Origin of the sequence: Paenibacillus sp. (assembly GCF_031177825.1) — a bacterium.
GTDB lineage: Bacteria > Bacillota > Bacilli > Paenibacillales > YIM-B00363 > Paenibacillus_AE.
This window is the reverse complement of the sequence record NZ_JAPSKE010000002.1, coordinates 224,360-250,351: the sequence shown is the minus strand read 5'-3', so window position 1 is coordinate 250,351 and position 25,992 is coordinate 224,360. Positions and strand designations below refer to the sequence as shown.

The following is a 25,992-nucleotide window of genomic DNA, read 5'->3' as shown; positions in this document are numbered from 1 at the left end:
CTCCCTCTATAATGATTAGAAGAGTTCATAGAGACGCGTGAGGGGGGACTTCGACGTGGAGGCGCGCATCGAGAAGATTAAACAACAGCTTCAGTCGCAAGGATACAAGCTGACGCCGCAGCGAGAAGCGACCGTTCGCGTCCTGCTCGAGAACGAGGAGGATCATCTGAGCGCCGAGGACGTGTTCATGCTCGTCAAGGATAAGGCCCCCGAGATCGGTCTCGCTACCGTGTACCGGACGCTCGAACTGCTCAGCGAGATGCACGTGGTCGAGAAGATGAATTTCGGCGACGGCGTGGCGCGGTACGATCTGCGCAACGACAGCTCGCACCATCACCATCACCACTTGATTTGCGTGCAGTGCGGCGCGGTCGACGAGATTATGGAGGACTGGCTGGGCGAGCTGGAGGAACGGCTGGAGAAGGAGTTCCGGTTCGCCGTGTTGGACCACCGCCTCGACTTCCAAGGCATCTGCCACCGCTGCCGGGATAAGGGCGTGACCGTGCCCAAGCGAGGGTAACAACCGAATAGACATGTTTTGACACTCCGACGGGAACGGCTCGGAGTGTTTTTTGTCGCGCCTACATATTTTCCCATGAGAGAAGCAACCTATCTCTATCAGCGCAAGCGCATTAGGAATGACCGCGAAGCGACGAAGGGAAGGAAGGTTGAAAAGGTCATGGTCATGTCTTTATTTACGAAGGACGACAAGAAGGCGGAGCCGTCGACCGGCGCGAACGGGGCGCCCCGGCGCCGCAGACTCGAAGGGAAGGCGGCGGTCGTCACCGGCGCGGGCTCGGGCATCGGGCGGGCCGCGGCGATCCGGATGGCGGAGGAAGGCGCGAAGGTATGCCTCGTCGATCTGAAGGAACGGAACGCCGAAGCGGTGGAGGACATCATTACGGCGGCAGGCGGCGAAGCGATCGTCACCGATACGGACGTCTCCGACCCGGCCCGGGTCGAAGCGGCGATTCTCGCGGCGGTCGACGCGTTCGGGCGGCTGGACGTCGTCTTCGCCAACGCGGGCATCAACGGGACGATGGCGCCGATCGAGACGTTGACGCCGGAGCAATGGTCGCATACGCTCTCGACGAATCTGAACGGGACGTTCTACATCGTCAAGTATGCGATCCCGCATCTGAAGGAAGACGGCGGGAGCATCATCGTTACGAGCTCGATCAACGGCAACCGGAAGTTCAAAAATTTCGGCGGCGCGGCGTACAGCGCGTCGAAGGCGGCTCAAGTCGCCTTCGCGAAGATGGCGGCGCTCGAGCTGGCGCAGTACCGGATTCGCGTCAACGCGATCTGCCCGGGCGCGATCCAGACGAACATCGGCGAAAATACGCAGCAAACCGACGAGGTCCAATCGATCGAAATTCCCATAAAATATCCCAAAGGCAGCCAACCGCTCGCGCATCGGGCCGGAAGGCCGGAGCAGGTCGCCGACCTGGTGTTGTTTCTCGCGTGCGACGAGTCGAGTCACATTACGGGTACAGAGGTATACATCGACGGCGCCGAGTCGTTGCTGTAACGGTAGAGGAGGAACGGACGCATGATCGTGGGGGTACCGAAGGAAATCAAGAACAATGAATTTCGGGTCGCCTTGACGCCGGCGGGCGCCGGCATGCTCATGGCGGCCGGGCACGAGGTCGTCGTCGAAGCGGGCGCCGGCGCGGGCAGCGGCTTCGACGACGAAGATTACGAGCGCGAGGGCGCCCGCATCGCTCGCGACGCCGACGACGTCTGGTCGGCGGCCGAACTGATCCTGAAGGTGAAGGAGCCGCTGCCGGAGGAGTACGGGCGCTTCCGGGAGAAGCAGATGTTGTTTACGTACTTGCATCTTGCGGCGGCGGGCGACCTCGCCGACGCGCTGCTCGCGAGCAAGGTGTCGGCGATCGCGTACGAGACGATCCAGGCGCCCAACGGCTCGCTGCCGCTGCTCACGCCGATGAGCGAGGTCGCCGGACGCATGTCGGTGCAGATCGGCGCGCGCTATCTCGAGGCGTACAACGGCGGCCGCGGCATTCTACTCGGCGGCGTGCCCGGCGTGCCGCCCGCCGAGGTCATCGTTATCGGCGGAGGCATCGTCGGCCTGAACGCGGCCCGCATGGCGCTCGGCCTCGGCGCGCAGGTCGTCATCATCGAACGCAGCGCCGATCGCATGCGGTACATCGACGAGCTGTTCGCCGGCAGGGTGTCCACGCTGATGTCGAACCCGTACAATATCGCGAGCGCGGTTCAGAAGGCCGATCTGTTGATCGGCGCCGTGCTCATCCCGGGCGCACGGGCGCCGAAGCTCGTCACGGAAGAGATGGTGACGCGCATGAAGAAGGGGGCCGTCATCGTCGACGTGGCCGTCGATCAGGGCGGCTCGATCGAGACGATCGACCGGGTGACGACGCATAGCGATCCGACGTACGTGAAGCACGGCGTCATCCATTACGCGGTCGCGAACATGCCGGGGGCGGTGCCGCGCACGTCGACGCTCGCGCTCACGAACGCGACGCTGCCGTACGCGATGCAGCTCGCGAACAAGGGGCTTCGCCAGGCCGCGCTCAGCGACGTCTCGCTGCTGTACGGCGTCAACACGTACGACGGGCGCGTCGTGCACCGCGCCGTCGCGGACGCGATCGGCAAGCCGTACGTACCGGTGCAGGACATCTTGTCACAGACATAAAGCCGGGGACAAGTTCATATGTTGTACGAGATCGCGAGATTGTCCGAACGGCTTGTTCGCGGGAGGTGCCCGAACGTATGATCGTTCCGCTAAGGCGTTGGATCCATCGCCTGAAATTCATCTTACTGTTTCTTGCGCTCACCTACGCGGCGTATCATCTTTTCGACGCCGTCGCCGCATGGATCGAACCGGATAAATACCGGGAACCCGGCGGCCGGGCGGTGAAGGCGTTCCGGCAGGAACAACCGTCCCGGATGGAGTACGACTCCGCGTGGGAGCGGCTGCGCGAGTTTTATTGGATCGGCGAGTGACCGCGGCGAGAAGGCTAGACCGAGGGCATCGGCGGAGCGACCGCCGGTGCCCTCGCTGCGCTTGAAGGAATCGGCTCGAGCAGGAAATCGCGGCGCCGGCGGCGAAATGAGTCGGCAAGACAAGCTCGGAGGAAGTTCTTTCCGCCGACAAACAAGGGGCGCGCGACGTTGAAACAGCATCTTCGGTTATTTATCGATTACTTGTCGGTGGAACGCGGGCTCGCCCGCAATACGCTCGAGGCGTACGAGCGCGACTTGACGTTATATCTGGATTATCTAGAACAATCGGGCGTCGCCGACGTCGCCGAGACGACCTCGACGCACGTGCTCGGCTTCATGGCGGCGGGCAAGCGGAGCGGCAAGGCGTCCGCGACCGTCTTTCGGCGGCAGGTGGCGGTGCGGGCGTTTTATAAGTTCCTAACGGAAGAACGGGTGATCGCGGCGGACCCGACGTCGACGATGGGAACGCCGACGCCCGGCAAGAAGCTGCCGACGACGCTGACGACCGCGGAGGTCGAACGGCTGCTCGCCGCGCCGTCCGTCTCCACCCCGCACGGCGTGCGGGATCGGGCGATGCTCGAGCTGCTGTACGCGACCGGCATGCGCGTCTCCGAGCTGCTCGACCTTGACCTTAGCAGCGTGCATACCGGGATGGGCTTCGTGAAAGCCGTCGGCAAGGGCTCGAAGGAGCGCATCATTCCGATCGGCCGGATGGCCATAGCCTGCTTGAACGATTATTTGAACGGCGCGAGAGGGAAGCTGCACAAGGGGAAGAAGGCGGAAGACGCCCTGTTCCTGAACCATCTCGGCGGGCGTATGACGCGGCAGGGTTTTTGGAAAATCATCAAAAAGTACGCTCTCGAAGCGGGCATCCGCGCGGAGCTGTCGCCGCATACGCTGCGCCACTCGTTCGCCACGCATCTGCTCGAGGGCGGGGCGGATTTGCGCGCGGTGCAGGAGATGCTCGGCCATGCGGACATCTCGACGACGCAAATTTATACCCACGTCGCCAAGTCGCGCCTGAAAGAGGTATACGATCGGACGCATCCGCGCGCGAAGAAATGACGCCTTTTTGCATTCCCCGCCCGGGGAGTGAGATAATGGAGGATGCCACCAATTTCAAAGGGGGAAGTGCACTCTTGCGCACATTCGATAAAATTTGCATGATCGTCCTCGACAGCGTCGGCATCGGCGAACTGCCGGACGCGGCCCGCTTCGGGGACGCCGGGGCGCATACGCTCGGCCACATCTCGGAACGCGTGCCGACGCTCTCGCTGCCCCATCTTCGGGAACTCGGACTCGGCAACATCTCGGACATGCCGGGCATCCCGCCGGTCGAGTCGCCGAAAGGCTGCTACGGCAAGATGGCCGAGACGTCCGTCGGCAAGGACACGATGACCGGCCATTGGGAGCTGATGGGCCTGAACGTGACGATTCCGTTCCAGACGTTCCCGAACGGGTTTCCGGACAAGCTGATCGACGCATTCGAAAAGGAGACCGGCCGCCGCGTCATCGGCAACAAGCCGGCGTCGGGCACCGACATCTTGGACGAGCTCGGGGAAGAACAAATGAAGACGGGCGCCTGGATCGTCTACACGTCGGCGGACAGCGTGTTTCAAATCGCCGCGCACGAGGACGTCATCCCGCTCGAAGAGCTATACGACGCTTGCCGCATCGCGCGCCGCCTGACGCAGGGCGAATTCGCCGTCGGCCGCGTCATCGCGCGTCCGTACGTCGGCGCGCCAGGCGCCTTCCGGCGGACGAGCAACCGACACGACTACGCGGTGAAGCCGCCGGCGCCGACCGTCATGAACGCGCTCAAGGACGCGGGACTCGACGTCATCGCGGTCGGGAAAATCGGGGACATCTTCTCGATGGAAGGGGTCACCGAGTCGCTGCCGACGAAGAGCAACGCGGACGGCGTGGACAAGACGATTCTAGCGATGAAGAAGCCGTTCCGCGGCTTCTGTTTCACCAACCTCGTCGATTTCGACTCGCTGTACGGCCACCGGCGCGATCCGCAAGGGTACGCGCAGGCGCTCGAGGCGTTCGATCGAGCGCTCCCGGCGATCATGGAGACGTTCACGGAGCGGGATCTCTTACTTATTACGGCCGACCACGGCAACGATCCGGTGCACGCGGGCACGGACCATACGCGGGAGTACGTCCCGATATTGCTGTGGAGCCCGGCTTTGGCGGGCGGCGCGTCGATCGGCGTGCGCGGCACGTTCGCGGACGCGGGCGCGAGCATATTGGACAATTTCGGCGTGCAGCCGATGGAGCACGGCACTTCATTTATCAAGGAGCTGAAGTAAGATGGCGCAAGCGGCAGGCGGGAACGGCATGATGGCTTCGATTCGGGAGGCGGCTGCTTATCTGGAGAGCCGGACGAGCGTTCGGCCGGAGATCGCGCTCGTGCTCGGATCGGGGCTCGGCGTGTTGGCCGACTCGATTCAGGACGCGGTGACGGTCGATTACGCGGACATTCCGCATTTTCCGGTATCGACGGTGGAAGGGCATGCGGGCGAGCTCTTGATCGGCACGCTGGCGGGCAAGCCGGTGCTGCTCATGAAGGGCCGGTTCCATATGTACGAAGGGTACGGGGCAGAGACGGTATCGTTCCCGGTGCGCGTCATGAAGGCGCTCGGCGTGAAGACGCTGCTCGTCACGAACGCGGCGGGCGGCATCAACGCGTCGTTCCAGCCGGGGGACCTGATGTTGATTTCGGATCACATCAACTGGATGTTCCGAAATCCGCTGATCGGTCCCAACGATCCGGAGGTCGGCGTACGGTTCCCGGACATGTCCGAGGCGTATAGCAAGCGGCTTCGCGCGCTCGCTCGCCGCGTCGGCGAGTCGGTCGGCGTGACGTTCCAAGAAGGCGTCTACGCGGGACTGCTCGGCCCGACGTACGAGACGCCGGCGGAAATTCGGATGCTGCGCACGCTCGGCGCCGACGCCGTCGGCATGTCGACGGTGCCGGAGACGATCGCCGCGCGCCATTCCGGCATCGAGGTGCTCGGGATTTCCTGCATCAGCAATATGGCGGCGGGGATGCTGGATCAGCCGCTCTCGCATCAAGAGGTCATGGAGACGGCCGAAAAGGTGCGGGAGACGTTCATTCGCGTCGTGACGGGCATCGTCGCCGAGCTTCCTGGCTCTAGCGACTAAACGGGAGGATACACAAGGATGGCTACATACTACGAACAAGCGCAAGAAGCGGCGGACGCGCTCCGCCTGAAGCTGGGCGGCCGCGAGCCGAAGATCGGTCTCATTCTCGGCTCGGGTCTCGGCGACCTCGGCGACGACGTCGCGAACGCGGTGAAAGTGCCTTACGACGAGCTGCCCCACTTCCCCGTGTCGACGGTGGAAGGGCATGCCGGACAATTCGTGATCGGCGAGCTCGAAGGCAAGCCGGTCATCGTCATGCAAGGGCGGTTCCATTACTACGAAGGGTACTCGATGCGGAAGGTCGTGTTCCCCGTGTACGTCATGAAGCTGCTCGGCGTCTCGACGCTCGTCGTGACGAACGCGGCCGGCGGCATGAACAAGTCGTTCGCGGCAGGGGACCTGATGCTCATTACGGACCATATTAATTTCACGGGCGACAACCCGTTGATCGGCGCGAACGATCCGCGTCTCGGCGTGCGATTCCCGGACATGTCGACGGCGTACGACGCGGAGTACCGCGCGACGGCGCGGCGTTTGGCCGCGGACGTGCGGGGCGAAGACGGCGAGCCGATGCGGCTCGTGGAAGGCGTCTATTGCGGCGTCAGCGGCCCGACGTACATGACGCCGGCCGAGCTGATTTTGCTCGCGCGCGCCGGCGGCGACGCGGTCGGCATGTCGACGGTCGGCGAGACGATCGCCGCGCGTCATGCGGGGCTGCGCGTGCTCGGCATCTCCTGCATTACCGACATGGCGATCGGCGAGGAGCTGGAGCCGCTGACGCACGAGCAGGTCGTGGCGGTGGCGAACCGCACGAAGCCGAAGTTCAAGACGCTGATTCGCGCTTTCGTTCGCGAAGTAGAGGTGTAGAACGATGCGCGCGGTCGATCTCATTCAGGCGAAGCGGGACGGGGCGGAGCTGTCGGAAGCGGAAATTCGCTTCCTGGTCGACGGCTACGTCTCCGGCGCGATTCCGGATTACCAGATGTCCGCTTGGGCGATGGCGGTCTATTTCCGCGGCATGACCGCCGCGGAGACGGCCGCGCTGACGCTCGCCATGGCCGAGTCGGGCGACACGGTCGACTTATCGGCCGTGCGCGGCGTCAAGGTCGACAAGCATTCGACCGGCGGGGTCGGCGATACGACGACGCTCGTGCTGGCGCCGCTCGTCGCGAGCGCCGGCGTGCCGGTCGCCAAGATGTCCGGTCGCGGCCTTGGCCACACCGGCGGGACGATCGACAAGCTGGAGGCGATTCCGGGCTTTCGGGTCGAGCTGACGCAGGACGCGTTCACCGCGCAGGTGAACGCGCTCGGCGTCGCGGTAATCTCCCAGTCCGGCAATATCACGCCGGCCGATAAGCTGCTCTATGGGCTGCGCGACGTAACGGCGACGGTCGAATCGATCCCGCTGATCGCGAGCTCCATCATGAGCAAGAAGATCGCGGCCGGCGCCGATGCGATCGTGCTCGACGTCAAGACGGGCGGCGGCGCGTTCATGAAGACGATCGACGACTCGATCGCCTTAGCTAGAGCGATGGTGGCGATCGGCACCGAGGTCGGCCGCCGCACCGTCGCGGTCATCAGCGGCATGGACCAGCCGCTCGGCAATTCGATCGGCAACGCCCTCGAAGTGCGCGAGGCGCTCAGCGTGCTTCGCGGCGAGCCGGGCGTATCGCCGGACTTGATCGAGGTGTGCCTCGCGCTCGGCGCGCACATGCTCGTGCTCGGCGGCGGCGCCGAGTCGTACGACGCGGCCCGGGCCGCGCTTCGCGAGAAGCTCGCTTCCGGCGAGGCGCTGCGGAAGTTCGCGGCGTTCGTCTCCGCGCAGGGCGGGGACTCCGCCGTCGCCGACGAGCCGGGCCGCTTGCCGGCCGCCGCGCGCGTCGTGCCCGTGCCGGCGCCCCGCGCCGGGTACGTCGGCGCGATCCGCGCGGAGGACCTCGGCACGGCCGCGATGTGGCTCGGCGCGGGGCGCGCGACGAAGGACGCGACCATCGACCTTGCGGTCGGGATCCGCATGCTGAAGCGGATCGGCGATCGGGTCGATGCGGGCGAGCCGCTCGCGGAGCTGCACGTCGGCGAAGCGACGGGCGAAGCCGCCTTGGCGGAGGTCGTCCAGAAGGCGAGCGACGCCTACGCGCTGCAAGATGCGCCGCCCGCGAAGCCGCCGCTCATCTACGCGGTCGTGACGCAGAGCGGCGTGGAACGGCTGGCTTGATCGCTCGACTTTCCAAGAGATCCTCCGAATGCGGAGGGTCTCTTTTTTTCGAAACGCGGATGTAACAGAGGGGGAGAGCGACTGCGATCGGCGCGACGCGCGCGTCTATTTTTTTGTCGGCCCAGACCAAGGCGTCGTAGGGACGATACGACAAAATTATACGCAGAGGGTATACATATATAAATAATACCGGTATAAAAATGATTGACAAACCTAATTTCCAGTTATAAAAATATACTTGTAATTAAAATCGAGTATAACAGAGGTGTCCAACGATGTTGGTCCTTGAAGCGAATGGCGTTACGAAACGATACGGCTCGGCCAGAGGCGTGCAAAGCATCGAATTCGCCGTGGCGGAAGGCGAGGCGTTCGGTTTTATCGGGCCGAACGGCGCCGGCAAATCGACGACGATTCGAATGCTCTTAGGGCTGTCCCGTCCGGATGCGGGGGAAATTCGTCTGTTCGGCCGGCCCGTCCGCGCGGACGCGCCGGAGCTGCGTCGCGCCGTCGGCTACTTGCCGTCCGAGGTCAGCTTTCCGAAGGAGCTGACGGGCGATCAGGTGCTCCGCGCGACGGCTCGCGCATACGGGCTGGAGCTGGAGCGCACCCGTGCGAGAGCGTATGCCGAGCGGCTCCAATTCGATTCGTCGCGCAGCGTGAAGTCGTATTCGCTCGGCAACCGCAAGAAGCTCGGCATTATCGCCGCCCTGCTGCACGAGCCGAAGCTGCTCGTGCTCGACGAGCCGACGTCCGGTCTCGATCCGCTGATGCAGCAGCAATTTTTCCAAATTCTTCAAGAGCGGAAAGCGGCGGGGAACACCGTGTTTTTCTCGACGCATGTGCTGACCGAGGTCGAGAGGCTGTGCGACCGCGTCGCGTTCATCAAGGACGGCGAAATCCGGCACGTGTCCGCGATGAGCGACATTCCGGGACGGAGCCGGCTGCGCATCTCGGTGACGTACTCGGAGGAGGGCGACCGAATCGAGGCGTACGGGCTAAGAGAGATCGATCCGAACGTCGAATATCGGGACGGGGAACATCGCTTCGCCGCGAACCGGGACATTCACGAAACGCTGCAGCTGCTCGCCCGCTATCCGATTCGGGATATCGCCATTCGGAAGCCGACGCTTGAAGAGCTCTTTATGCAATATTACGAGCAAGAGGGGGAGCGGATATGATCAAACGCAACCTGATGCGTCTCGAATGGAAGCTCGGCCGCCGCGGGTGGATCGTCGCCGCCGTCGTCGTCCTCTCGTTTCAAGCGATGTTCGCCGGCCTCGCCGAAATTTATATTAGCAACGACGAGCTGTCGAGGCTCATCGAATCGTATCCGCCGGCGATGCTCGCGGCGGTCGGCATCGAGCCGGACGCGCTCACGACGTTCGAAGGGTGGATGTCCACGCAGCCGTACACGTTCTTTACGCTGATGCTCGGCGTATTCGCCGCGATCTGGGCGTCCGCTTCGATCGCGAAGGAGCGCGACCGTCAGACGGCGGAGTGGCTGTTTTCGCTTCCGTACGGACGCGGGGAAATCTTTTTCTCGAAGGCGTTGACGCATTGGCTCGAGGTGACGGCCGTTTATGCGTTAAGCGTCGCCGTGACGCTCGGTTTCGGCTACGGCACGACCGACGTGAACGCCCCGGGCGCCGTCGTCTTGCTGCTGACGGCAGGGTATTGCATCGCCCTCGCCTTCGCCGGCATCGGGTACGCGCTTACCGCCGCATTTCGGTCCGAACGCGCCGCGATTTCCGCGGCGTCCGGCATCGTCGTCGTGTCGTTCCTGCTTCAGATGCTGAACGGACTCGACGACAGCGTCAGCTGGCTCTCGAATTTCAGCCTGTTCCAAGCGTTCGACGCCGCCTCCATCCGACGGGACGCCGTCTTGACACCTTCGGGCTTGGCGACTACATTAGGGATATATTTCGCCGGACTCGCCGCCGGATGGGCGATGCTGCGAAGGCAGGACGTCTGAGACGGACGGCGCCGGGCACGCGGGGGAGCCGGGACGGTAGTGAGCGACACAAGGACCAAGAGAGAACGCCAGAAGCTGTCGGCGATCGCGGGGGCCGCGGAGCGGCTGTTCTGCGAACGCGGCATCGCGGAGACGAGCATGGACGACATCGCAGAAGCGGTGCCCGTCGCGAAGATGACGTTATACAAATACGTCGGCAGCAAGGAGCAGCTTCTCGATCACGTGCTCGACGCGCTGCTCGAGAAGGGCGAGGCGGATTTCGCCGAGATGCTGGAGCGCTCGCCGTCGCCGTTGGACGCGCTGAAGGCGCTCGCGCAATACCGGGGGATGGATCATATGAACGGCATCTTCGTGCGGGATTTGATGCGGCTTTATCCGGACAAAGCGAAGCGCATCATCGCGATGCAGCAACGCATCGTCACGCCGATGATGGAGCGTCTCATCTTCGAGGGACAGCAGCGGGGTCAGCTGCGGAAGGATTTATCGCCTCATGTCGTGCTCCTCTTCATGATGGGGCTCAAGGACTTCGTCGCCCGGTCCGATGCGATGGGCGGCCCGCTCGATTTGCATACGGTCGGCGAGCAGCTGTTGTCGATTCTGTACTATGGCATCGTATCGCCGGATCAGGTATAATCGAAGCGATATCGAATTTCGGTCGCGAAGCACGCGCCGCTTCTTCTCGGGAACGAGAAGAGCGGCGCTTTTTGTTGTTTACGCGCGAACGACGAAGGGGCGGGAACGAGTGTATGAAGACGTTCGACTCGGAACATGAAGCATGGTTCGACGCGGCGCTGCGCGGGAAGACGCGGAAGGCGCGGGAGGCGCTCGAACGGGGACACGGACACGGCGAGCGGCAGTTTCTGCGTAACGTCTGGTGGCCGGCGTTCGGCTCGTTCGAACATCTGCACCCGCAATACGAGGTTCGGAATTTCGAAGGACGGGCGATCCGCCTCGACTTCGCCTTCCTGCGGCCTCCGTTCCGCATCTGCATCGCGGTGGACGAGGGTTCTCGCGTCTCGGAGAGCGAACCCCGCGCAGAGCGATTGAGCGCGGATTTTTGGGTCGTCCTTCGGTTCACTCTCGAGGACGTCCTGCAGGATCCGCTCCGTTGTCAGCGAACGTTGATCGAGGCGTTCGGCCGAATGTTCCGGGACCGAACGACGGATCCGAATCGTCTGTCTCCCGGGGAGAAGGAGATCCTCCGTCTTGCCGCCCGCTCCGTCCGTCCGACGAGGCCGTCGGACGTCATGCATGCGCTGCAGGTGTCCGACAAGACGGCTCGCTCGCTGCTGAAGTCGCTCGTCGACAAGCGGCTGCTCCGGCCGGCGGGGGCCGGTTCCCGGCGCATTCGCGCGTACGAGCCCGCGCTGGAGCCGCAGCTGCTGCTGTATATGGTCGGGTGAGACCCGGCCGAGGAGACGAAAGCCCCGAGCGGGAAAGCCGCTCGGGGCATTTGTCATGGTTCGACTCTAGGCTCATATGGATTTCCCCGCCCTTTTTGTCTTCCAATGGCTCCTCGGACGGATCTTTGCGTTCTACGATTTTTTCCTCGTTCGACAGTACCCCGGGTTTCTTCTCGGTCGCGGTACGACGCCTCCTTGTCTAGTTTCGGTCGAATACGCCGAGAAGGCGCGCCGCGACCCGGTATAAAACGATTCTCCCCCGTCAACAATGGTAAGAGCGCAAAAACCGCATTTTGCCAGTCTCGAAAAATAGGTTCGTCATTTCTTAGGAGGGGTAGAAGTTGATCACAAACAAGATGAGCAAGAGATTCGCCGTCGCCATCCTCGCCATGCTGGTCGCTCTGACGCTGGGCGCGGGCTCGGCGGCCGCCTCGATCGGCGCGGACGAAGCCGAGTCGGCCGAAGCGCCGGTCGTCGATCTGGCGCCGAACGCGCGCTCGGCGATCTTGATGGACGCCGACACGGGCACCGTCATTTTCCAAAAGAACGTATCGGAAAAGCTGCCGCCGGCATCCATCACGAAGGTGATGACGATGCTGCTGATCATGGAGGCGCTCGACGCGGGCAAGATCAAGCTCGACGATAAGGTGTCGACGAGCGAATACGCGGCATCGATGGGCGGCTCTCAGATCTTCCTGGAGGTCGGCGAAGAGATGACCGTCGACGAGATGCTGAAGGGCATCGCGATGGCGTCCGGCAACGATGCGTCCGTCGCGATGGCGGAGAAAATCGCGGGCAGCGAGCAGCAATTCGTTCAAATGATGAACGAGCGCGCCAAGGAGCTCGGGATGAACAATACGAACTTCGTGAACGTCAACGGATTGCCTGCGGAAAATCACTATACGACGGCCGAAGACATCGCCATCATGTCCCGCGAGCTCATGAAGCACGAAGAAGTTACGAAATATACGAGCGTATATCAAGACTATCTCCGGAAGGAATCGGAGAAGCCGTTCTGGCTCGTGAACACGAACAAGCTCGTGCGGTTTTACTCCGGCGCGGACGGGCTCAAGACCGGATATACGAGCGAAGCGAAGTTTTGCCTTACGGCGACGGCGAAGCGCAACGACTTCCGCGTCATCGCGGTCGTGCTCGGGGAGCCGAACACGAAGACGCGCAACGCCGAGGTGACGTCCATGTTCGACTACGCGTTCGCGCAGTACCAGAACCATACGCTGATTAAAGACGGCGATCAGATCGGCAGCATTAAAGTCGAGAAGGGTCAGCAGGAACGGATCGAGTTGAAAGCCGACCATCAATACAGCGTTCTGCTGAAGAAGGGCGACAACACCGACGAGATTCGTTACGAGCTCAAATACGACGAAAACCTGAAAGCGCCGATCGCCATCGGCCAGCCGATCGGCAAGATCGTCGTGTACAAGGGCGACGCGGTGCTTAAGGAGTACGACCTCGAGTCGCCGGTCGACGTCCCGGAAGCGAGCTGGTGGACGATGCTGAAGCGCACCGCTTCCAAGCTGTTTCTGATCAAGTAACCGAGCGTCCCGGCGTCCCGAACCGCCCCCCGTCCCCGCCTTCCGAGGCGGGGGCGGAGGTTCTTTTTCCATCGTTCTATCAACCTCCCGCCTGAAGGCCGACCGCGAAATAGAGAGGAAAATGTCGCTATTCTTCTAGTTTTGTCGTCAGGCAGGAAAGGAAGAGCCTTCCGTAGAATTGGAACGAACAAGACCAGGAAGGAGATGGAACAGCATGAGCTTCGGCATTCATATGGAGCAGCACCGGCAGGCGTTGATCGTCCGGCTCGAAGGCGAGTTGGATCACCATGCCGCCGATTCGGTACGCACCCAAATGGAGGATGCTATCATTCGGGGGAACGTCACGCACCTCATTTTAAGTTTAAAAGAGTTATCCTTCATGGACAGCTCCGGCATCGGAGTCATCCTTGGACGCTATAAGCTGATTACGAGCCGAGGCGGCAAGATGGTCGTCTGCGACGCGTCGCCGGCCGTCTATCGATTGTTCGAAATGTCGGGACTGTTCAAGATCGTCGCGATCGAGCCGAGCGAGAAACAAGCGCTTACGAGTCTGGGGGTCGTATCATGAGCGAGACGAATTTCATGAAGCTAGAATTCTCGAGCCGCTCCGTGAACGAAGCGTTCGCCCGCGTCGCGGTCGCCGCCTTCGTGAGCCAGCTGGATCCTACGCTCGACGAGCTGACCGACATTAAGACGGTCGTCTCCGAAGCGGTGACGAACGCGATCATCCACGGGTACAACGAGGATCCGAACGGCGTCGTCGCGATCCGGGGGCGCATCGAAGGGGATACCGTGTATTTGACCGTCGAGGACCAAGGCGGGGGCATCGACGACCTCGACCTGGCGCGCACGCCGCTGTACACGTCGAAGCCGGAGCTCGAGCGTTCCGGCATGGGCTTTACGATCATGGAAAACTTCATGGACCGATTGGACGTCGTCTCCGAGCCGGGCAAAGGCACGAAAGTCGAGATGGTGAAGCGCATCGAGTCAAAAAAAGTGATGTATAACTAGGAGTTGGGCTATGGATGTCGATGTAAAAAACGCCTCCCACAGCTATCTCGACGACGCTGAAGTCAAGCGCCTGATCGCGCTCAGCCAAGCCGGCGAGACGACCGCAAGGGACACGCTCGTCAATTGCAACATTCGTCTCGTTTGGTCGGTCGTGCAGCGGTTCTTGAACCGCGGCTACGAGCCGGAAGACTTATTCCAAATCGGGTGCATCGGATTGCTCAAATCGATCGACAAGTTCGACTTGTCCTACGACGTCAAATTTTCCACCTATGCCGTCCCGATGATCATCGGCGAAATTCAACGATTTCTCCGGGACGACGGCACCGTGAAGGTGAGCCGCTCGCTCAAGGAGATGGCGAACAAGGTGCGGAAGACGAAGGACGAGTTGTCGAAGCGGTACGGGCGTCTGCCGACGATCAGCGAAGTCGCGGAAGAGCTCGGCGTCACGCCGGAGGAAATCGTTTTCGCGCAGGAAGCCAACAAGCCGCCGTCCTCCATTCACGAAACCGTGTTCGAGAACGACGGCGACCCGATCACGTTGATGGACCAGATCGCCGACGATTCGCAGGAGCGTTGGTTCGACAAGCTGGCGCTCGGGGAAGCGATCAACGCGCTGTCCGAACGCGAGCGGTTGATCGTCTATCTACGCTATTACCGGGACCAGACGCAATCCGAAGTCGCCTCGCGCCTCGGCATCTCGCAGGTACAGGTGTCGAGGCTCGAGAAGAAAATATTGCAGAGCATCAAAGACCAGATCGCCCAATAGGGGCGGTCTGGTTTTTCGTTCTCGCCATCGCCTCCCGGCGTACGAAGCCGTAGCGCTCGTACAGTCCGTGAGCGTCGCGGGTGGCAAGCCCCATATTCGTATCCCGGATGGCCGGGTGCGAGAGGGCCGTCTCCATCAACCGCTTGCCGATGCCGCCTCTCCGGTGCGCTTCGTCTACGACGACGTCGCAAATCCAGGCGAACGTCGCTCGATCCGTCACCGCCCGCAGGAAACCGACCTGAAGTTCTCCGACGAACGCCGACAAACAGAGCGATCCCCGCACGCTCGCCTCGACGGTTCTCCTGTCCCGGTCCGCCGCCCAATAAGAAACCGCCAGCATCTCGCATACCTTGTCAAGATCGACGAGCTCCGTCTCGTCCGTAATCCGCAAGTCTCCCCATGTCCATTCCATTCGATATTCTCTCCTTCTCTAGTATCGTTCCTTCGATGACCGACCGGTTTTGTAAGGGTACAGATGTCGAAAAATCGGTGGTTCGGAGGGTACAGAATCATTATTATGGAAATGAAGGACGGTAGGAAAGAATCGATTCCTGCTAGTGTACGGGTACAAATTTCTGGGAGGGCGGGGACGATGCAAGAAGGAAGCAAGTACGGAAATATCGTTCGATATGCGCTCGAGCGGATCGGCGACGGCGCATGGAAGGCGGGGGCGAAGCTGCCGTCCGTCCGAGCGATGGCGGAGCGGAACGGGTGCAGCGTGAATACGGTGCTGCGAGCTTACGAAGCGCTTCAAAGCGAAGGATATGTTTACGCGAAGCCGAAGGCGGGGTTTTTCGTGGCGGCCGATCCGGATCGGCCTTCGCCTCGGGCGACCGCCGCGATCCCGTTCGATGCGGCTTCGCCGGACGAGTCGGCGATGCCGTATAAAGAATTTTTCGAATACATGACCAAGGCGGTCTTCCAACGCAGAGGCGCCTTGTTCGACTACGGCGATCCGCAGGGGCTGCCGTCGCTCAGGCAAACGCTCGCGAAGCATCTGCAGGACGTCGGCTTGTTCGTCGACGCGCGGCGGATCTTCGTCGTCTCGGGATCGCAGCAAGCGCTCCAGCTGCTCGTCTCGATGCCGTTCCCGAACGGGAAGACGCATGTTCTCGTCGAACAGCCGGCGTATCACGGCATGCTTCGCGCCTTGCGAACCGCGAACGTGCCGGCGATCGGGCTGGAGCGGACCGAGAAGGGCATCGATTTGGAGCGATTGGAGCGGCATTTCCAAAGCAATCCCATTAAATTTTTCTATACCGCGAGCCGGTTCCATAATCCGACGGGCTGGTCGTATGCGAAGGCGCAGCGGGAAAGCATCGCGAGACTCGCTCGAAAATACGACGTGTACGTCGTAGAGGACGACTATTTGGCCGATCTGGAGCTCGATTCCCGGAACGAACCGATCGCCGCGAACGACGGCTGCGACCGAGTCGTCTACGTGAAGAGCTTCTCGAAGACGTTGCTGCCCGGCATGCGGCTCGGGCTGGCCGTATTGCCGCAGCCGCTCGAAGGAACGTTCCGCGAGCATAAGCTTTGCGCCGACTTCGGGACGTCGTCGCTGTCGCAGAACGCGCTGGAGCTGTACCTTCGCAACGGCTTGTTCGACGTCCACCGGAAGAAAGTCCGAGCGACGTACCGCGACCGCATGACGGAGCTGATCCGCGTTAGCCGGGAGACGCTGCCGCCCCAGGTGACGCTGGACGCGCCGACGGGAGGCATCTTCGCCTCTCTGTTTCTGCCGAAGACGCTGCCCGAGGCGGAATTCGCCCGCGCGCTCGAAGCGGCCGGCGTTCCGACGGTGCCCGGAGAACGATTTTTCTTGCCGGGCTTCCCGGGGGCGACGCCCCTTCTGCGCATCAGCGTCATTCGCGCCGACGAAGCCGCTATTCGCCGCGGCGTCGAGCTCGTCGCCGCGGAAGCCCGGCGGCTGCTTCGCACGACGCCGAAGGAGCGGGCCGAAGCTTCCGGAGTTCATTGGATCTAAGTCGCGCATGTTCGGCGAGCGTCCCACCTATACTATGGGAACATAGCAGGGGGGGACAGCGATGAAGCCAATCGTGTATTTGCGGCTGCGCAAGCGCGCGCGGCTGCCGAAGGGTCGCGCGATCCGGCTGCGGGACGTCGCGCAGCTGTTGTCGGAACCGGAGCTGGAGGAGAAGCTGTACGATCTCGTCGTCCATCGGCCCGTATCCGGCGATGGCAATCTGGTGTTGGTCGACATCCTTCGCGTCGTCTCGGTCATCCGGGAAGCGGCGCCGGACGCCGCGATCGAATCGTTCGGGGAACCGCACGCGCTGGTCGAGCTCTACGCGAAACGCCGACCCGCGAACCGCATCGCCTTCGCGCTCGTATGGCTGTTGTTGTTTTTCGGGTCGGGTCTTGCGATCATGAACTTCCACGAAGACGTCTCGATGCCAGCGGTGCATCAGCGCATCGCCTTTTTGCTGACCGGGCAGACGATCGATCACCCTTTCTTCCTACAAATCCCGTATTCGTTCGGGATCGGACTCGGGATGGTCATCTTTTTCAATCATGTGTTCAAGAAGAAGATCAACGAGGAACCGAGCCCGCTCGAGGTGGAGATGTTCAAATACGAGGAAAGCGTGCATCAGTACGTCGTAACGGAGGAGTACCGGAAGCTGGACGGGCGGCGTCGCGAAGAGCGGAAGCGATGACGGCGACGATGAGCGGGGCGGTCGCGGGAGCGGCGCAGGCGTTCCTCGGCCTGGCCAGCGGACTCGCGGTCGGGAGCGGGCTCGTCGCGTTCCTCGTCGTGCTCGACGTCATTCCGCGGCTCGCGCAAATTACGGGGACGACGTCGCGCGGCGCGGATTTGGAACTCGCGGTCGTGTTCGGGGCAGTGTTCTGGACGTGCGCGGACTTCTTCGGATGGTCGCTTTCCTGTCCGGAGGCGGTTCTGATCGGCGTCGGGCTGCTCACGGGCGGCTTCGTCGGCACGGTGGCGGCGGCGCTCACCGAGGTATTGAACGTCTTTCCGATTCTGGCGCGAAGGCTCCGCCTGGAATCCCATCTGCGATGGCTGCTGGCCGCCATGGTGCTCGGCAAGGTGCTCGGTTCGTTGTTTGAATGGCTGGCGTTCCGGGTACAGTAAAGGGAACGTCGTACAACTGAGGAAAGAGCGAGGAGTGTAGGAATGCCATGAGCAGGACGGACGAACGCGAGCCGAACCACGACCAAACCATCGTCTTCATTCCCGAAGGGGATTTCGACGCGACCTTCGAGCCCGATGACGGGCTGGTCGACGACGCGAAGCCCGACCTGGAGGAGCGCATCCGGGAAGGGATTCCGCCGGCGAAGAAGCCGCCGGAATCGGACTTATACCGATATACGGAGCAGGAAGAGAAGTTTCTGTTCACCGACGACGTTCCGGAGAAGCTCGAAGACGTCAAGCGGGTGATGGAGGAGCGGGCGGGCTTCAACGCCAGCTTCGACGCGATCGCGCGCGATATGACGTACGGCGGCAAGCCGACGTCGTTGTATTATTTGAACGGCTTCGTCAAGGACGAAGTGCTGACGATGATCATGTCGCGCTTGTCGTTGCTGCCGGGGAACACGCTCAATACGGAAGCCGTGCGGAAGCTGTTCGAGCAATACATTCCGCATATTCAGGTGGACAAGCTCGATACGATGACCGAAATCATCGGCAAGGTGCTCGGCGGAGGCAGCGCCTTGTTCATCGAAGGGGAACGGTCCGCCATCGTCATGGACGTCAAGAGCCTGCCGCAGCGGGGCACCGACGAGCCGTCGGTCGAGAAAGTCGTGCGCGGCTCGAGAGACGGGTTCATCGAGACGCTGCTCACGAACGTGACGCTGCTCCGGCGTCGGCTGAAGGATCCGCGGCTGAAGCTCGAGACGATGCAGGTCGGCCGCCGCACGCGCACGGACGTGTGCGTCGCGTACATTCAAGATATCGCGGACGTCAGTCTGGTGAAAGCGATCAAGAAGAAGATCGAGGCGCTGGACATCGACGGACTCGCGATGGCGGACAAAGAGCTGCAGGAGCTGATCATCGATCGGGGATGGAACCCGTTCCCGGTCGTGCGCTATACCGAACGTCCCGACGTGGCCGCCTATCATCTGCTGGAAGGACATGTGTGCTTGTTCGTCGACACGAGTCCGAGCGTCATCATTTTGCCGTCGACCTTTTTCCACCACGTGCAGCACGCCGAAGAATATCGGCAGACGCCGTTCGTCGGCACGTATTTGCGGTGGGTGCGTTACTTCGGCGTCTTCGCGTCGATCTTCCTGCTGCCGCTTTGGTTCTTGTTCGTCCTCAAGCCCGAACTGCGCCCGATGGTGTTTACGTTCATCGGACCGCAGGAAACGGGAAGGATTCCGATCCTGGCGCAGTTCTTGATCGTCGAGATCGGCGTCGACATGATGCGGCTCGCCGCCATTCATACGCCGACGCCGCTCGCCTCCGCGATGGGCCTCATCGCCGCCATCTTGATCGGGGACATCGCCATCAAGGCCGGACTGTTCGTTAACGAGGTCATCTTGTACATGGCCGTCGCCGCGATCGGCATGTTCGCGACGCCGAGCTACGAGCTCGCGCTGGCGAATCGGCTCGTCCGGATCGCGTTGCTCGTGGCCGTCGCGCTGTTCGGCGTACCGGGCTTCGCCGTCGGCACGGTGCTCATCATGCTGATGCTTATTTCGCAGCGGTCCCACCATACGCCTTACATGTGGCCGTTCATTCCGTTCGACGGCAAGGCCTTGCTCGACATCGTTCTGCGAAGACCGTTCCCGACGCAAAAATTCCGCATGACGTTGACGAAGCCGCAAGACCGGACGCGGATGGCGGCGAAGATCGGGTTGAAGAAGAAATGACTGTTTTTCCCCTTGGTTTTGTGATAATGTCAGTCAGAGAGCACTGATTCGACAGAATAATGAAGGGGATAGGACGATGTATTTGCACGGAACGACGAAGATCAACCGTCACGGACGTTTGGAAATCGGCGGCGTCGACACCGCCGAGCTAGCCGAACGGTTCGGGACGCCTTTATATGTAGTGGACGAAGCGCTCGTACGCGAGCGCTGCCGGCAGTTCATGGACGCGTTCCGCGCGTCCGGGGTGCCGTTCGAAGTGTCGTATGCGAGCAAGGCGTTCTGCGTGAAAGCGATCGTCCGCGTCGTCGAGGAGGAAGGACTGTCGCTCGACGTCGTGTCGGACGGAGAGCTGTACACGGCGCTGGAAGCCGGGTTCCCCGCGAAGAAGATTCACTTCCACGGCAACAACAAGACGCCCGAGGAGATCGCTATGGGGCTCGACGCGGGCATCGGCTGCTTCGTCGTGGACAACTTCACGGAGATCGCGCTGCTGAACGCGATGGCCGGCGAGCGGGGCCTTCGCGCGAAGGCGCTGCTGCGCATTACGCCCGGAGTCGAGGCGCATACGCACGAGTTCATCTCGACGGGACAAGAGGATTCCAAATTCGGGTTTAATCTCGCGGGCGGCGCCGCGTTCGAAGCGGTGAAGGCGACCGTCGCCGCTCCGCATCTGGAGCTGCTCGGCGTTCATTCGCATATCGGTTCGCAAATTTTCGAAGTGGAAGGTTTCCGTCTGGCCGCCGAGAAGGTCGCCGACTTCGCCGTCGAAGCGAAGTCGAAGCTGGGCGTCTCGTTCCCGGTCGTCAATCTTGGCGGCGGCTTCGGCATCCGCTACGTCGAAGGCGATCGCCCGCTGCCGGTGGCCGAGTACGTGAAGGCGATCACCGACGCGGTGAAAGAACGCTTCGGCGCGCACGGCCTTCCGCTCCCGAGCATCTGGGTGGAGCCGGGTCGCAGCATCGTCGGCGATGCCGGCACGACGTTATATACGGTCGGCTCGGTGAAGGACATCCCGGGCGTGCGCAAGTACGTCGCGGTGAACGGCGGCATGACCGACAACCCGCGCCCCGCGCTTTACGACGCCGTCTACGAGGCGGTGCTCGCGAACCGGGCGAACGACGCGCCCGAAGAGACGGTTTCGATCGCGGGCAAGTGCTGCGAGAGCGGGGATATGCTCATCTGGGATCTCGAGCTGCCGAAGGTGAACGCCGGCGATACGCTCGCGGTGTTCTGCACGGGCGCGTACAATTATTCGATGGCGAGCAACTACAACCGGCTTCGCCGCCCGGCGGTCGCGTTCGTGAAGGACGGCGTCGCGGAGCTCGTCGTGCGTCGAGAGACGTACGAAGACTTGGTGGCGAACGACGTCGTGCCCGAGCGGCTGCGCAAGCTTCCGGCCGTGAACGGGCGGTAAGCGGCGCTTCCGGAAAAGCGGGGATTTGTCCCGAGCTCTCTGTTCGGGTACAATACTGTAGAAACCGAACCGAAGCAGGAGAGTGGGATAATGATGACGAAGCAAGCGTTGATCAAGATGGCCGACGGCCATGAAGTGAAAATCGAGTTGTTCGATAAGGACGCGCCGAACACGGTCGCGAATTTCGAGAAGCTGGCGAACGAAGGGTTCTACGACGGATTGTCGTTCCATCGCGTCATTCCGGGCTTCGTCGCGCAAGGCGGCTGCCCGAAGGGCAACGGCACCGGCGGTCCGGGCTACACGATCAATTGCGAAATCAACCCGAACAAGCACGAGCGCGGCGCGTTGTCGATGGCGCATGCCGGTCCGAATACGGGCGGCAGCCAATTTTTCATCGTGTACAAGCCTCAGCCGCACCTCGACGGCGTTCATACGGTGTTCGGCAAGGTCGTCGAAGGCATGGAGCATGTCGATACGTTCCGCGGGCAGGACAAGATGGAATCGATCCGCGTGACGGAAGCGTAAATTATTGACCGAAATCGGCTCTTCGCATGCGAAGAGCCGATTTTTTCGTTTCCGTCAATAGCGGGTTTCCTTGCAAAATGAGATATTAGGTGATATTATCACGACAAACATATATCCTTCGGGGCCGGGTGAAATTCCCGACCGGCGGTGATGCGCGTGAACTCGCGCTCAGTCCGTGACCCGACGCGACGGAAGGCGGCGACGCCAAAGCCGACGCGGCGGTGGACTCGGTGAAACTCCGAGACCGACAGTGACAGTCTGGATGGGAGAAGGAGACGCAAGATTTTTTTACGGAGATCTCATGTGCAATTTTTCACATGGACCGACCGTTCCTTTGCGTTGACCAAAACCGGACGCCCCCGATGTGAGGGGCGTCTTTTTTTCGTCGCCCCCTATAGGATGGGAGTGGATGCGTACATGGAAGACGAAGATTATATGCGATTGGCGTTGACGCTCGGCAAGGCCGCGCTCGGGCAAACCGGGACGAACCCTTCCGTGGGCTGCGTCGTCGCGAAGCGCGGTCGGATCGTCGGCATGGGGGCGCACCTGAAGCAAGGCGAGGCGCATGCCGAGGTGCATGCCCTCCATATGGCCGGCGCGGAGGCGGCCGGCAGCACGGTATACGTGACGCTGGAGCCTTGCAGCCACCACGGCCGGACGCCGCCCTGCGCCGACCGGCTCGTGCGGGAAGGCGTGAAGCGCGTCGTCGTGGCGGTGCAGGACCCGAACCCGCAGGTGGCGGGTCGCGGCATCGCTCGGCTTCGGGAGCACGGGATCGAGGTTACGGTCGGCGTGCTGGGCGCGGAAGCCGCGTCGCTGCACGAGGCGTTCTTCTACGGGATCCGCCGCGGCCGGCCGTTCGTCGCCGCGAAGACGGCGATGACGCTGGACGGGCGCATCGCCGCGAAGACGGGCGACAGCAAGTGGATTACGAACGCCTCGTCGCGCGCGTTCGTACATGAGCTTCGCCACCGGTATCCGGCGATTCTGGTCGGCGTCGGCACGGTGCTGGCCGACGACCCGTCGCTGACGGCGCGCGGCGACGCGGCGCCGAAGCGGGATCCGGTGCGCGTGATCGTCGATTCGCGCCTGCGCACGCCGCTCCATGCGGCGGCGCTGTCGCCCCGGGCCGACGGCGAGCCGCCCGCGATCGTGCTGACGACGTCCGCCGCGGACGCCGCCGCGAGAAGCGCGCTCGAAGCGCGCGGCGCCGTCGTCGTCGACTGCGGGCCGGGCCCGCGCGTCGACCTCGAGCTGGCCTTACGCGAGTTGTACCGGCTCGGCATCGGCGCCGTGCTCGTCGAGGGCGGCGGCGCCGTGACCGGCGCGCTGCTCGCCGGCGGGCTCGTCGACAAGACGTACGCTTTCGTCGCGCCGAAGATCGTCGGCGCCGGAGGGCCGTCCGGCTTCGAGTTCCCGAGCGTCGACCGGATGGCGGATGCGATCCGGCTCGACCGTCTCGAGGTGCGGACGTTCGACGGCGACGTCCTGTTCGAAGGCTATCCCGTCTATTCGAAGGAAACGAGGTGACCGCTGCCACATGTTTACCGGACTTATTGAAGAGGTTGGAACGTTGCAACATATAAGCAGACAAGGCGAAGCGCTCGTGCTGACGATTCGGGCGAACAAAGTGCTCGAGGGCGTCCGCATCGGCGACAGCATATCGGTGAACGGCGTATGCCTCACGGCGATCCGTTACGACGCGTCGACCGTCGCCATGGACGTCATGCCGGAGACGTTCCGCAAGACGACGCTCAGCCGGCTCGTTCCCGGCGATCGCGTCAATTTGGAGCGGGCGATGCTCGCCACGGCCCGCTTCGACGGCCATATCGTCCAAGGCCACGTCGACGGGACGGGAGTGATCCGGGAGCGGGGTTCGGTCGACAACGCGGTATATTTCACGATCGAGCCCCATGATCCTTCTTTGTTCCGTTACATCATCGCCAAGGGCTCCATCGCGATCGACGGCATATCGCTCACGGTCGTGGACAGCGCCGAGCGGACGTTCCGCGTATCGATCATCCCGCACACGCTGGCGGAGACGGTGCTGCAGCATAAGGCGCCGGGAGACGACGTCAATCTCGAGACGGACATCGTCGGCAAGTACGTCGAGCATCTGCTCTCGTGGACGGGCGGGAACGGCGCGCCGGGACGCGGCGCCGCAAGGCGCGGCGGCGGATTGTCGGAGTCCTTTTTCAAAGAACACGGCTATATGTAAAGAGATAAGGAAACGGAGGAGAAACCGATGGAGAAAGCGAATGTCAAGTTCGATTGCATCGAAGACGCGATCTACGATCTGATCTTGGGGAAAGCGATCATCGTCGTCGACGACGAGAACCGCGAAAACGAAGGAGATTTCATCGCGCTGGCCGACATGGCGACCCCCGAAGTCATTAACTTCATGATCAAGGAAGGACGCGGCCTCGTCTGCGTGCCGATCACGGAAGAGCGGGCGGCCGAGCTGGAGCTGCCGCAGATGGTGCAGCGCAATACCGATTATCACGGCACCGCGTTCACCGTGTCCGTCGACCATGTGTCGACGACGACGGGCATCTCCGCGGCGGAGCGGGCGATGACGGTGAAGGCGTTGATCGACCCGCGGACGAAGGCGGGCGACTTCCGCAGGCCGGGCCACATGTTCCCGCTCGTCGCGAAGAAGGGCGGCGTGCTGCGCCGCGCGGGGCATACGGAGGCGGCGGTCGACCTCGCCCGGATGTGCGGCAGGGTTCCGGCCGCGGTCATCTGCGAAATCATTAAGGAAGACGGCGAGATGGCGCGGGTGCCGGATCTTCGCGTCATCGCGGATCAGTTCGGCTTGAAACTGATTACGATCAAAGATTTGATTCAATACCGCAACGAGAAGGAGAAGCTCGTCCGCCGCGAAGTGGAAGTCAACATGCCGACCGACTTCGGCACGTTCCGGGCGGTGGCGTACACAAACGAGATCGACGGCAAGGAGCACGTCGCGTTCGTGAAGGGCAAGATCGATTCGGAGCGTCCGGTACTGGTTCGGGTGCACTCCGAATGCTTGACCGGCGACGTGTTCCACTCCCATCGCTGCGATTGCGGACCGCAGCTGGCCGCGGCGCTTCAGGCGATCGACGCGAACGGCTCGGGCGTATTGCTCTATATGCGCCAAGAAGGACGCGGCATCGGTCTGATAAATAAATTAAAAGCCTACGAGCTGCAAGAGCAGGGATTCGACACCGTCGACGCGAATATTAAATTGGGGTTCGCGCCCGATCTGCGCGATTACGGCATCGGGGCGCAAATCTTGAAGGACTTGGGGGTACGAACGATTCGCCTCCTGACGAACAACCCGCGGAAGATCGCCGGGCTGGAAGGCTACGGCTTGTCCATCGCGGAGCGGGTGCCGCTCCAGATGAAGGAGAACAAAGATAACAGCCGGTACTTGCATACGAAGCAAGAGAAGCTGGGACATATGCTGCAATTCGAAGAGCAAGGCGAACCGGAACCGACCGGCAACTGATCAGCAACCGACTACAACCGACTAACAATTGATCAATAACCGACCAACAACCGACCAACAACCGACCAACAACCGACCAACAACAAGGAGGATTTTCCCCATGGTACATTTATACGAAGGTAACTTAATTTCGCAAGGCAAGACGTACGGCATCGTCGTCGGCCGATTTAACGAATTCATCTCCTCGAAGCTGCTCGGCGGCGCGCTCGACGCGCTGAAGCGCCACGGCGCCGCCGACGACGAAGTGAGCGTCGCGTGGGTGCCCGGCGCGTTCGAAATTCCGCTCATCGCCCAGAAGATGGCCGAGAGCGGCCGCTTCGACGCGGTCATTACGCTCGGAGCGGTCATCCGCGGCTCCACGCCGCACTTCGATTACGTGTGCAGCGAAGTGTCTAAGGGCGTGGCGGCCATATCGCTCAAGACCGGCGTTCCGACGATCTTCGGCGTACTGACGACCGATTCGATCGAACAAGCGGTGGAGCGGGCCGGCACGAAGGCGGGCAACAAGGGCTGGGAAGCCGCTGCGACCGCGATCGAGATGGTCAATCTCGTCTCTCAGTTTCAGAAGTAAATTCTAGAACGAATCTCGCCGGATACGCGGGACGGACGGATCTATAAACTTAATGCAAA

The 25,992-nt window shown here is 62.2% G+C and carries 28 protein-coding genes and 1 riboswitch; of the genes, 27 read left to right on the top strand and 1 reads right to left on the bottom strand.

Annotated features, from left to right (window positions below; genetic code table 11):
- Positions 1-55: 55 nt before the first annotated feature.
- From fur to sigF, 17 genes are all read left to right on the top strand, one after another.
- Positions 56-520: a ferric iron uptake transcriptional regulator gene (gene fur / locus RIN49_RS03275; RefSeq protein WP_309118734.1), complete on the top strand. Its 465-nt coding sequence runs from the start codon at positions 56-58 to the stop codon at positions 518-520.
- Between the two features lie 165 nt (positions 521-685).
- A complete protein-coding gene (locus RIN49_RS03270; RefSeq protein WP_309118733.1) occupies positions 686-1,531 on the top strand; it encodes an SDR family oxidoreductase in 846 nt (281 codons plus the stop codon).
- A 21-nt stretch (positions 1,532-1,552) separates the two neighbouring features.
- Positions 1,553-2,677, top strand: a complete 1,125-nt coding sequence (gene ald / locus RIN49_RS03265; protein ID WP_309118732.1) for an alanine dehydrogenase — start codon at positions 1,553-1,555, stop codon at positions 2,675-2,677.
- 77 nt (positions 2,678-2,754) lie between these two features.
- A complete protein-coding gene (locus RIN49_RS03260; RefSeq protein WP_309118731.1) occupies positions 2,755-2,988 on the top strand; it encodes a DUF4227 family protein in 234 nt (77 codons plus the stop codon).
- Positions 2,989-3,156: 168 nt separating this feature from the next.
- On the top strand, positions 3,157-4,053 hold the full coding sequence (gene xerD, locus RIN49_RS03255; protein WP_309118730.1) for a site-specific tyrosine recombinase XerD: 897 nt from the start codon (positions 3,157-3,159) through the stop codon (positions 4,051-4,053).
- A gap of 74 nt (positions 4,054-4,127) precedes the next feature.
- Positions 4,128-5,303 (top strand): phosphopentomutase, encoded by a 1,176-nt coding sequence (locus RIN49_RS03250; protein ID WP_309118729.1) that lies wholly within the window; start codon positions 4,128-4,130, stop codon positions 5,301-5,303.
- Position 5,304: 1 nt separating this feature from the next.
- Positions 5,305-6,159, top strand: a complete 855-nt coding sequence (locus tag RIN49_RS03245) for a purine-nucleoside phosphorylase (protein ID WP_309118728.1) — start codon at positions 5,305-5,307, stop codon at positions 6,157-6,159.
- Between the two features lie 18 nt (positions 6,160-6,177).
- On the top strand, positions 6,178-7,026 hold the full coding sequence (locus RIN49_RS03240) for a purine-nucleoside phosphorylase (RefSeq protein WP_309118727.1): 849 nt from the start codon (positions 6,178-6,180) through the stop codon (positions 7,024-7,026).
- Positions 7,027-7,030: 4 nt separating this feature from the next.
- Positions 7,031-8,374 carry a pyrimidine-nucleoside phosphorylase gene (locus tag RIN49_RS03235; RefSeq protein WP_309118726.1) on the top strand — a complete coding sequence of 448 codons (1,344 nt, stop codon included), beginning with the start codon at positions 7,031-7,033 and terminating at the stop codon, positions 8,372-8,374.
- A gap of 275 nt (positions 8,375-8,649) precedes the next feature.
- Complete coding sequence (locus RIN49_RS03230; protein WP_309118725.1) at positions 8,650-9,552, top strand: ABC transporter ATP-binding protein; 903 nt, start codon at positions 8,650-8,652, stop codon at positions 9,550-9,552.
- Complete coding sequence (locus tag RIN49_RS03225) at positions 9,549-10,346, top strand: ABC transporter permease subunit (RefSeq protein ID WP_309118724.1); 798 nt, start codon at positions 9,549-9,551, stop codon at positions 10,344-10,346. Before RIN49_RS03230 ends, RIN49_RS03225 begins: the two co-directional genes overlap by 4 nt.
- Positions 10,347-10,385: 39 nt before the next feature.
- A complete protein-coding gene (locus tag RIN49_RS03220; protein ID WP_309118723.1) occupies positions 10,386-10,979 on the top strand; it encodes a TetR/AcrR family transcriptional regulator in 594 nt (197 codons plus the stop codon).
- 113 nt (positions 10,980-11,092) lie between these two features.
- Positions 11,093-11,749, top strand: coding sequence for a DNA-binding response regulator (locus RIN49_RS03215; RefSeq protein WP_309118722.1), 657 nt, complete (start codon positions 11,093-11,095; stop codon positions 11,747-11,749).
- A 356-nt stretch (positions 11,750-12,105) separates the two neighbouring features.
- Positions 12,106-13,302, top strand: coding sequence for a D-alanyl-D-alanine carboxypeptidase family protein (locus RIN49_RS03210; RefSeq protein WP_309118909.1), 1,197 nt, complete (start codon positions 12,106-12,108; stop codon positions 13,300-13,302).
- Between the two features lie 214 nt (positions 13,303-13,516).
- Complete coding sequence (gene spoIIAA / locus RIN49_RS03205) at positions 13,517-13,870, top strand: anti-sigma F factor antagonist (protein ID WP_309118721.1); 354 nt, start codon at positions 13,517-13,519, stop codon at positions 13,868-13,870.
- Positions 13,867-14,313 (top strand): anti-sigma F factor, encoded by a 447-nt coding sequence (gene spoIIAB / locus RIN49_RS03200; protein ID WP_309118720.1) that lies wholly within the window; start codon positions 13,867-13,869, stop codon positions 14,311-14,313. The genes spoIIAA and spoIIAB overlap by 4 nt, the downstream gene beginning before the upstream one ends.
- Before the next feature lie 10 nt (positions 14,314-14,323).
- Positions 14,324-15,079: an RNA polymerase sporulation sigma factor SigF gene (gene sigF / locus RIN49_RS03195; protein ID WP_138193274.1), complete on the top strand. Its 756-nt coding sequence runs from the start codon at positions 14,324-14,326 to the stop codon at positions 15,077-15,079.
- On the opposite strand, the gene RIN49_RS03190 is transcribed toward sigF, so the two are convergent.
- The gene (locus RIN49_RS03190) at positions 15,057-15,491 is read right to left on the bottom strand and encodes a GNAT family N-acetyltransferase (RefSeq protein WP_309118719.1); all 435 of its coding nucleotides are present in this window, start codon (positions 15,489-15,491) and stop codon (positions 15,057-15,059) included. The genes sigF and RIN49_RS03190 overlap by 23 nt on opposite strands.
- A gap of 180 nt (positions 15,492-15,671) precedes the next feature.
- Between RIN49_RS03190 and RIN49_RS03185 the strand changes: the two genes are divergently transcribed.
- The 10 genes from RIN49_RS03185 to ribH all read left to right on the top strand — a co-directional run bounded on the left by RIN49_RS03185 (position 15,672) and on the right by ribH (position 25,933).
- Positions 15,672-17,066 carry an aminotransferase-like domain-containing protein gene (locus RIN49_RS03185; RefSeq protein WP_309118718.1) on the top strand — a complete coding sequence of 465 codons (1,395 nt, stop codon included), beginning with the start codon at positions 15,672-15,674 and terminating at the stop codon, positions 17,064-17,066.
- A gap of 61 nt (positions 17,067-17,127) precedes the next feature.
- Positions 17,128-17,757 (top strand): stage V sporulation protein AA, encoded by a 630-nt coding sequence (locus tag RIN49_RS03180; RefSeq protein WP_309118717.1) that lies wholly within the window; start codon positions 17,128-17,130, stop codon positions 17,755-17,757.
- Positions 17,754-18,194, top strand: coding sequence for a stage V sporulation protein AB (locus RIN49_RS03175; RefSeq protein WP_309118716.1), 441 nt, complete (start codon positions 17,754-17,756; stop codon positions 18,192-18,194). Before RIN49_RS03180 ends, RIN49_RS03175 begins: the two co-directional genes overlap by 4 nt.
- A 47-nt stretch (positions 18,195-18,241) precedes the next feature.
- Positions 18,242-19,933 (top strand): spore germination protein, encoded by a 1,692-nt coding sequence (locus RIN49_RS03170; protein ID WP_309118715.1) that lies wholly within the window; start codon positions 18,242-18,244, stop codon positions 19,931-19,933.
- Between the two features lie 76 nt (positions 19,934-20,009).
- The gene (lysA, locus tag RIN49_RS03165; protein ID WP_309118714.1) at positions 20,010-21,347 is read left to right on the top strand and encodes a diaminopimelate decarboxylase; all 1,338 of its coding nucleotides are present in this window, start codon (positions 20,010-20,012) and stop codon (positions 21,345-21,347) included.
- Between the two features lie 93 nt (positions 21,348-21,440).
- Positions 21,441-21,872 carry a peptidylprolyl isomerase gene (locus tag RIN49_RS03160; protein ID WP_309118908.1) on the top strand — a complete coding sequence of 144 codons (432 nt, stop codon included), beginning with the start codon at positions 21,441-21,443 and terminating at the stop codon, positions 21,870-21,872.
- Positions 21,873-21,982: 110 nt separating this feature from the next.
- A riboswitch (FMN riboswitch) is annotated at positions 21,983-22,150 on the top strand.
- A gap of 139 nt (positions 22,151-22,289) precedes the next feature.
- Positions 22,290-23,402: a bifunctional diaminohydroxyphosphoribosylaminopyrimidine deaminase/5-amino-6-(5-phosphoribosylamino)uracil reductase RibD gene (gene ribD, locus RIN49_RS03155; RefSeq protein WP_309118713.1), complete on the top strand. Its 1,113-nt coding sequence runs from the start codon at positions 22,290-22,292 to the stop codon at positions 23,400-23,402.
- A 10-nt stretch (positions 23,403-23,412) separates the two neighbouring features.
- Positions 23,413-24,090 (top strand): riboflavin synthase, encoded by a 678-nt coding sequence (locus tag RIN49_RS03150; RefSeq protein WP_309118712.1) that lies wholly within the window; start codon positions 23,413-23,415, stop codon positions 24,088-24,090.
- Positions 24,091-24,117: 27 nt separating this feature from the next.
- Positions 24,118-25,362, top strand: coding sequence for a bifunctional 3,4-dihydroxy-2-butanone-4-phosphate synthase/GTP cyclohydrolase II (locus RIN49_RS03145; RefSeq protein WP_309118711.1), 1,245 nt, complete (start codon positions 24,118-24,120; stop codon positions 25,360-25,362).
- Between the two features lie 100 nt (positions 25,363-25,462).
- Entirely contained in the window at positions 25,463-25,933 is a 471-nt protein-coding gene (gene ribH, locus RIN49_RS03140; RefSeq protein WP_309118710.1) for a 6,7-dimethyl-8-ribityllumazine synthase, read from the top strand.
- The last annotated feature ends 59 nt before the right edge of the window (positions 25,934-25,992 follow it).

Bases quoted from the DNA above. Each gene is read 5' to 3' on its own strand.
- RIN49_RS03270 (WP_309118733.1), top strand. From the start codon at position 686: ATGTCTTTATTTACGAAGGACGACAAGAAGGCGGAGCCGTCGACCGGC.
- ald (WP_309118732.1), top strand. From the start codon at position 1,553: ATGATCGTGGGGGTACCGAAGGAAATCAAGAACAATGAATTTCGGGTC.
- RIN49_RS03260 (WP_309118731.1), top strand. From the start codon at position 2,755: ATGATCGTTCCGCTAAGGCGTTGGATCCATCGCCTGAAATTCATCTTA.
- RIN49_RS03245 (WP_309118728.1), top strand. From the start codon at position 5,305: ATGGCGCAAGCGGCAGGCGGGAACGGCATGATGGCTTCGATTCGGGAG.
- RIN49_RS03240 (WP_309118727.1), top strand. From the start codon at position 6,178: ATGGCTACATACTACGAACAAGCGCAAGAAGCGGCGGACGCGCTCCGC.
- RIN49_RS03235 (WP_309118726.1), top strand. From the start codon at position 7,031: ATGCGCGCGGTCGATCTCATTCAGGCGAAGCGGGACGGGGCGGAGCTG.
- RIN49_RS03230 (WP_309118725.1), top strand. From the start codon at position 8,650: ATGTTGGTCCTTGAAGCGAATGGCGTTACGAAACGATACGGCTCGGCC.
- RIN49_RS03225 (WP_309118724.1), top strand. From the start codon at position 9,549: ATGATCAAACGCAACCTGATGCGTCTCGAATGGAAGCTCGGCCGCCGC.
- RIN49_RS03215 (WP_309118722.1), top strand. From the start codon at position 11,093: ATGAAGACGTTCGACTCGGAACATGAAGCATGGTTCGACGCGGCGCTG.
- RIN49_RS03210 (WP_309118909.1), top strand. From the start codon at position 12,106: ATGAGCAAGAGATTCGCCGTCGCCATCCTCGCCATGCTGGTCGCTCTG.
- spoIIAA (WP_309118721.1), top strand. From the start codon at position 13,517: ATGAGCTTCGGCATTCATATGGAGCAGCACCGGCAGGCGTTGATCGTC.
- spoIIAB (WP_309118720.1), top strand. From the start codon at position 13,867: ATGAGCGAGACGAATTTCATGAAGCTAGAATTCTCGAGCCGCTCCGTG.
- sigF (WP_138193274.1), top strand. From the start codon at position 14,324: ATGGATGTCGATGTAAAAAACGCCTCCCACAGCTATCTCGACGACGCT.
- RIN49_RS03190 (WP_309118719.1), bottom strand. From the start codon at position 15,491: ATGGAATGGACATGGGGAGACTTGCGGATTACGGACGAGACGGAGCTC.
- RIN49_RS03185 (WP_309118718.1), top strand. From the start codon at position 15,672: ATGCAAGAAGGAAGCAAGTACGGAAATATCGTTCGATATGCGCTCGAG.
- RIN49_RS03180 (WP_309118717.1), top strand. From the start codon at position 17,128: ATGAAGCCAATCGTGTATTTGCGGCTGCGCAAGCGCGCGCGGCTGCCG.
- RIN49_RS03175 (WP_309118716.1), top strand. From the start codon at position 17,754: ATGACGGCGACGATGAGCGGGGCGGTCGCGGGAGCGGCGCAGGCGTTC.
- RIN49_RS03170 (WP_309118715.1), top strand. From the start codon at position 18,242: ATGAGCAGGACGGACGAACGCGAGCCGAACCACGACCAAACCATCGTC.
- lysA (WP_309118714.1), top strand. From the start codon at position 20,010: ATGTATTTGCACGGAACGACGAAGATCAACCGTCACGGACGTTTGGAA.
- RIN49_RS03160 (WP_309118908.1), top strand. From the start codon at position 21,441: ATGACGAAGCAAGCGTTGATCAAGATGGCCGACGGCCATGAAGTGAAA.
- ribD (WP_309118713.1), top strand. From the start codon at position 22,290: ATGGAAGACGAAGATTATATGCGATTGGCGTTGACGCTCGGCAAGGCC.
- RIN49_RS03150 (WP_309118712.1), top strand. From the start codon at position 23,413: ATGTTTACCGGACTTATTGAAGAGGTTGGAACGTTGCAACATATAAGC.
- RIN49_RS03145 (WP_309118711.1), top strand. From the start codon at position 24,118: ATGGAGAAAGCGAATGTCAAGTTCGATTGCATCGAAGACGCGATCTAC.
- ribH (WP_309118710.1), top strand. From the start codon at position 25,463: ATGGTACATTTATACGAAGGTAACTTAATTTCGCAAGGCAAGACGTAC.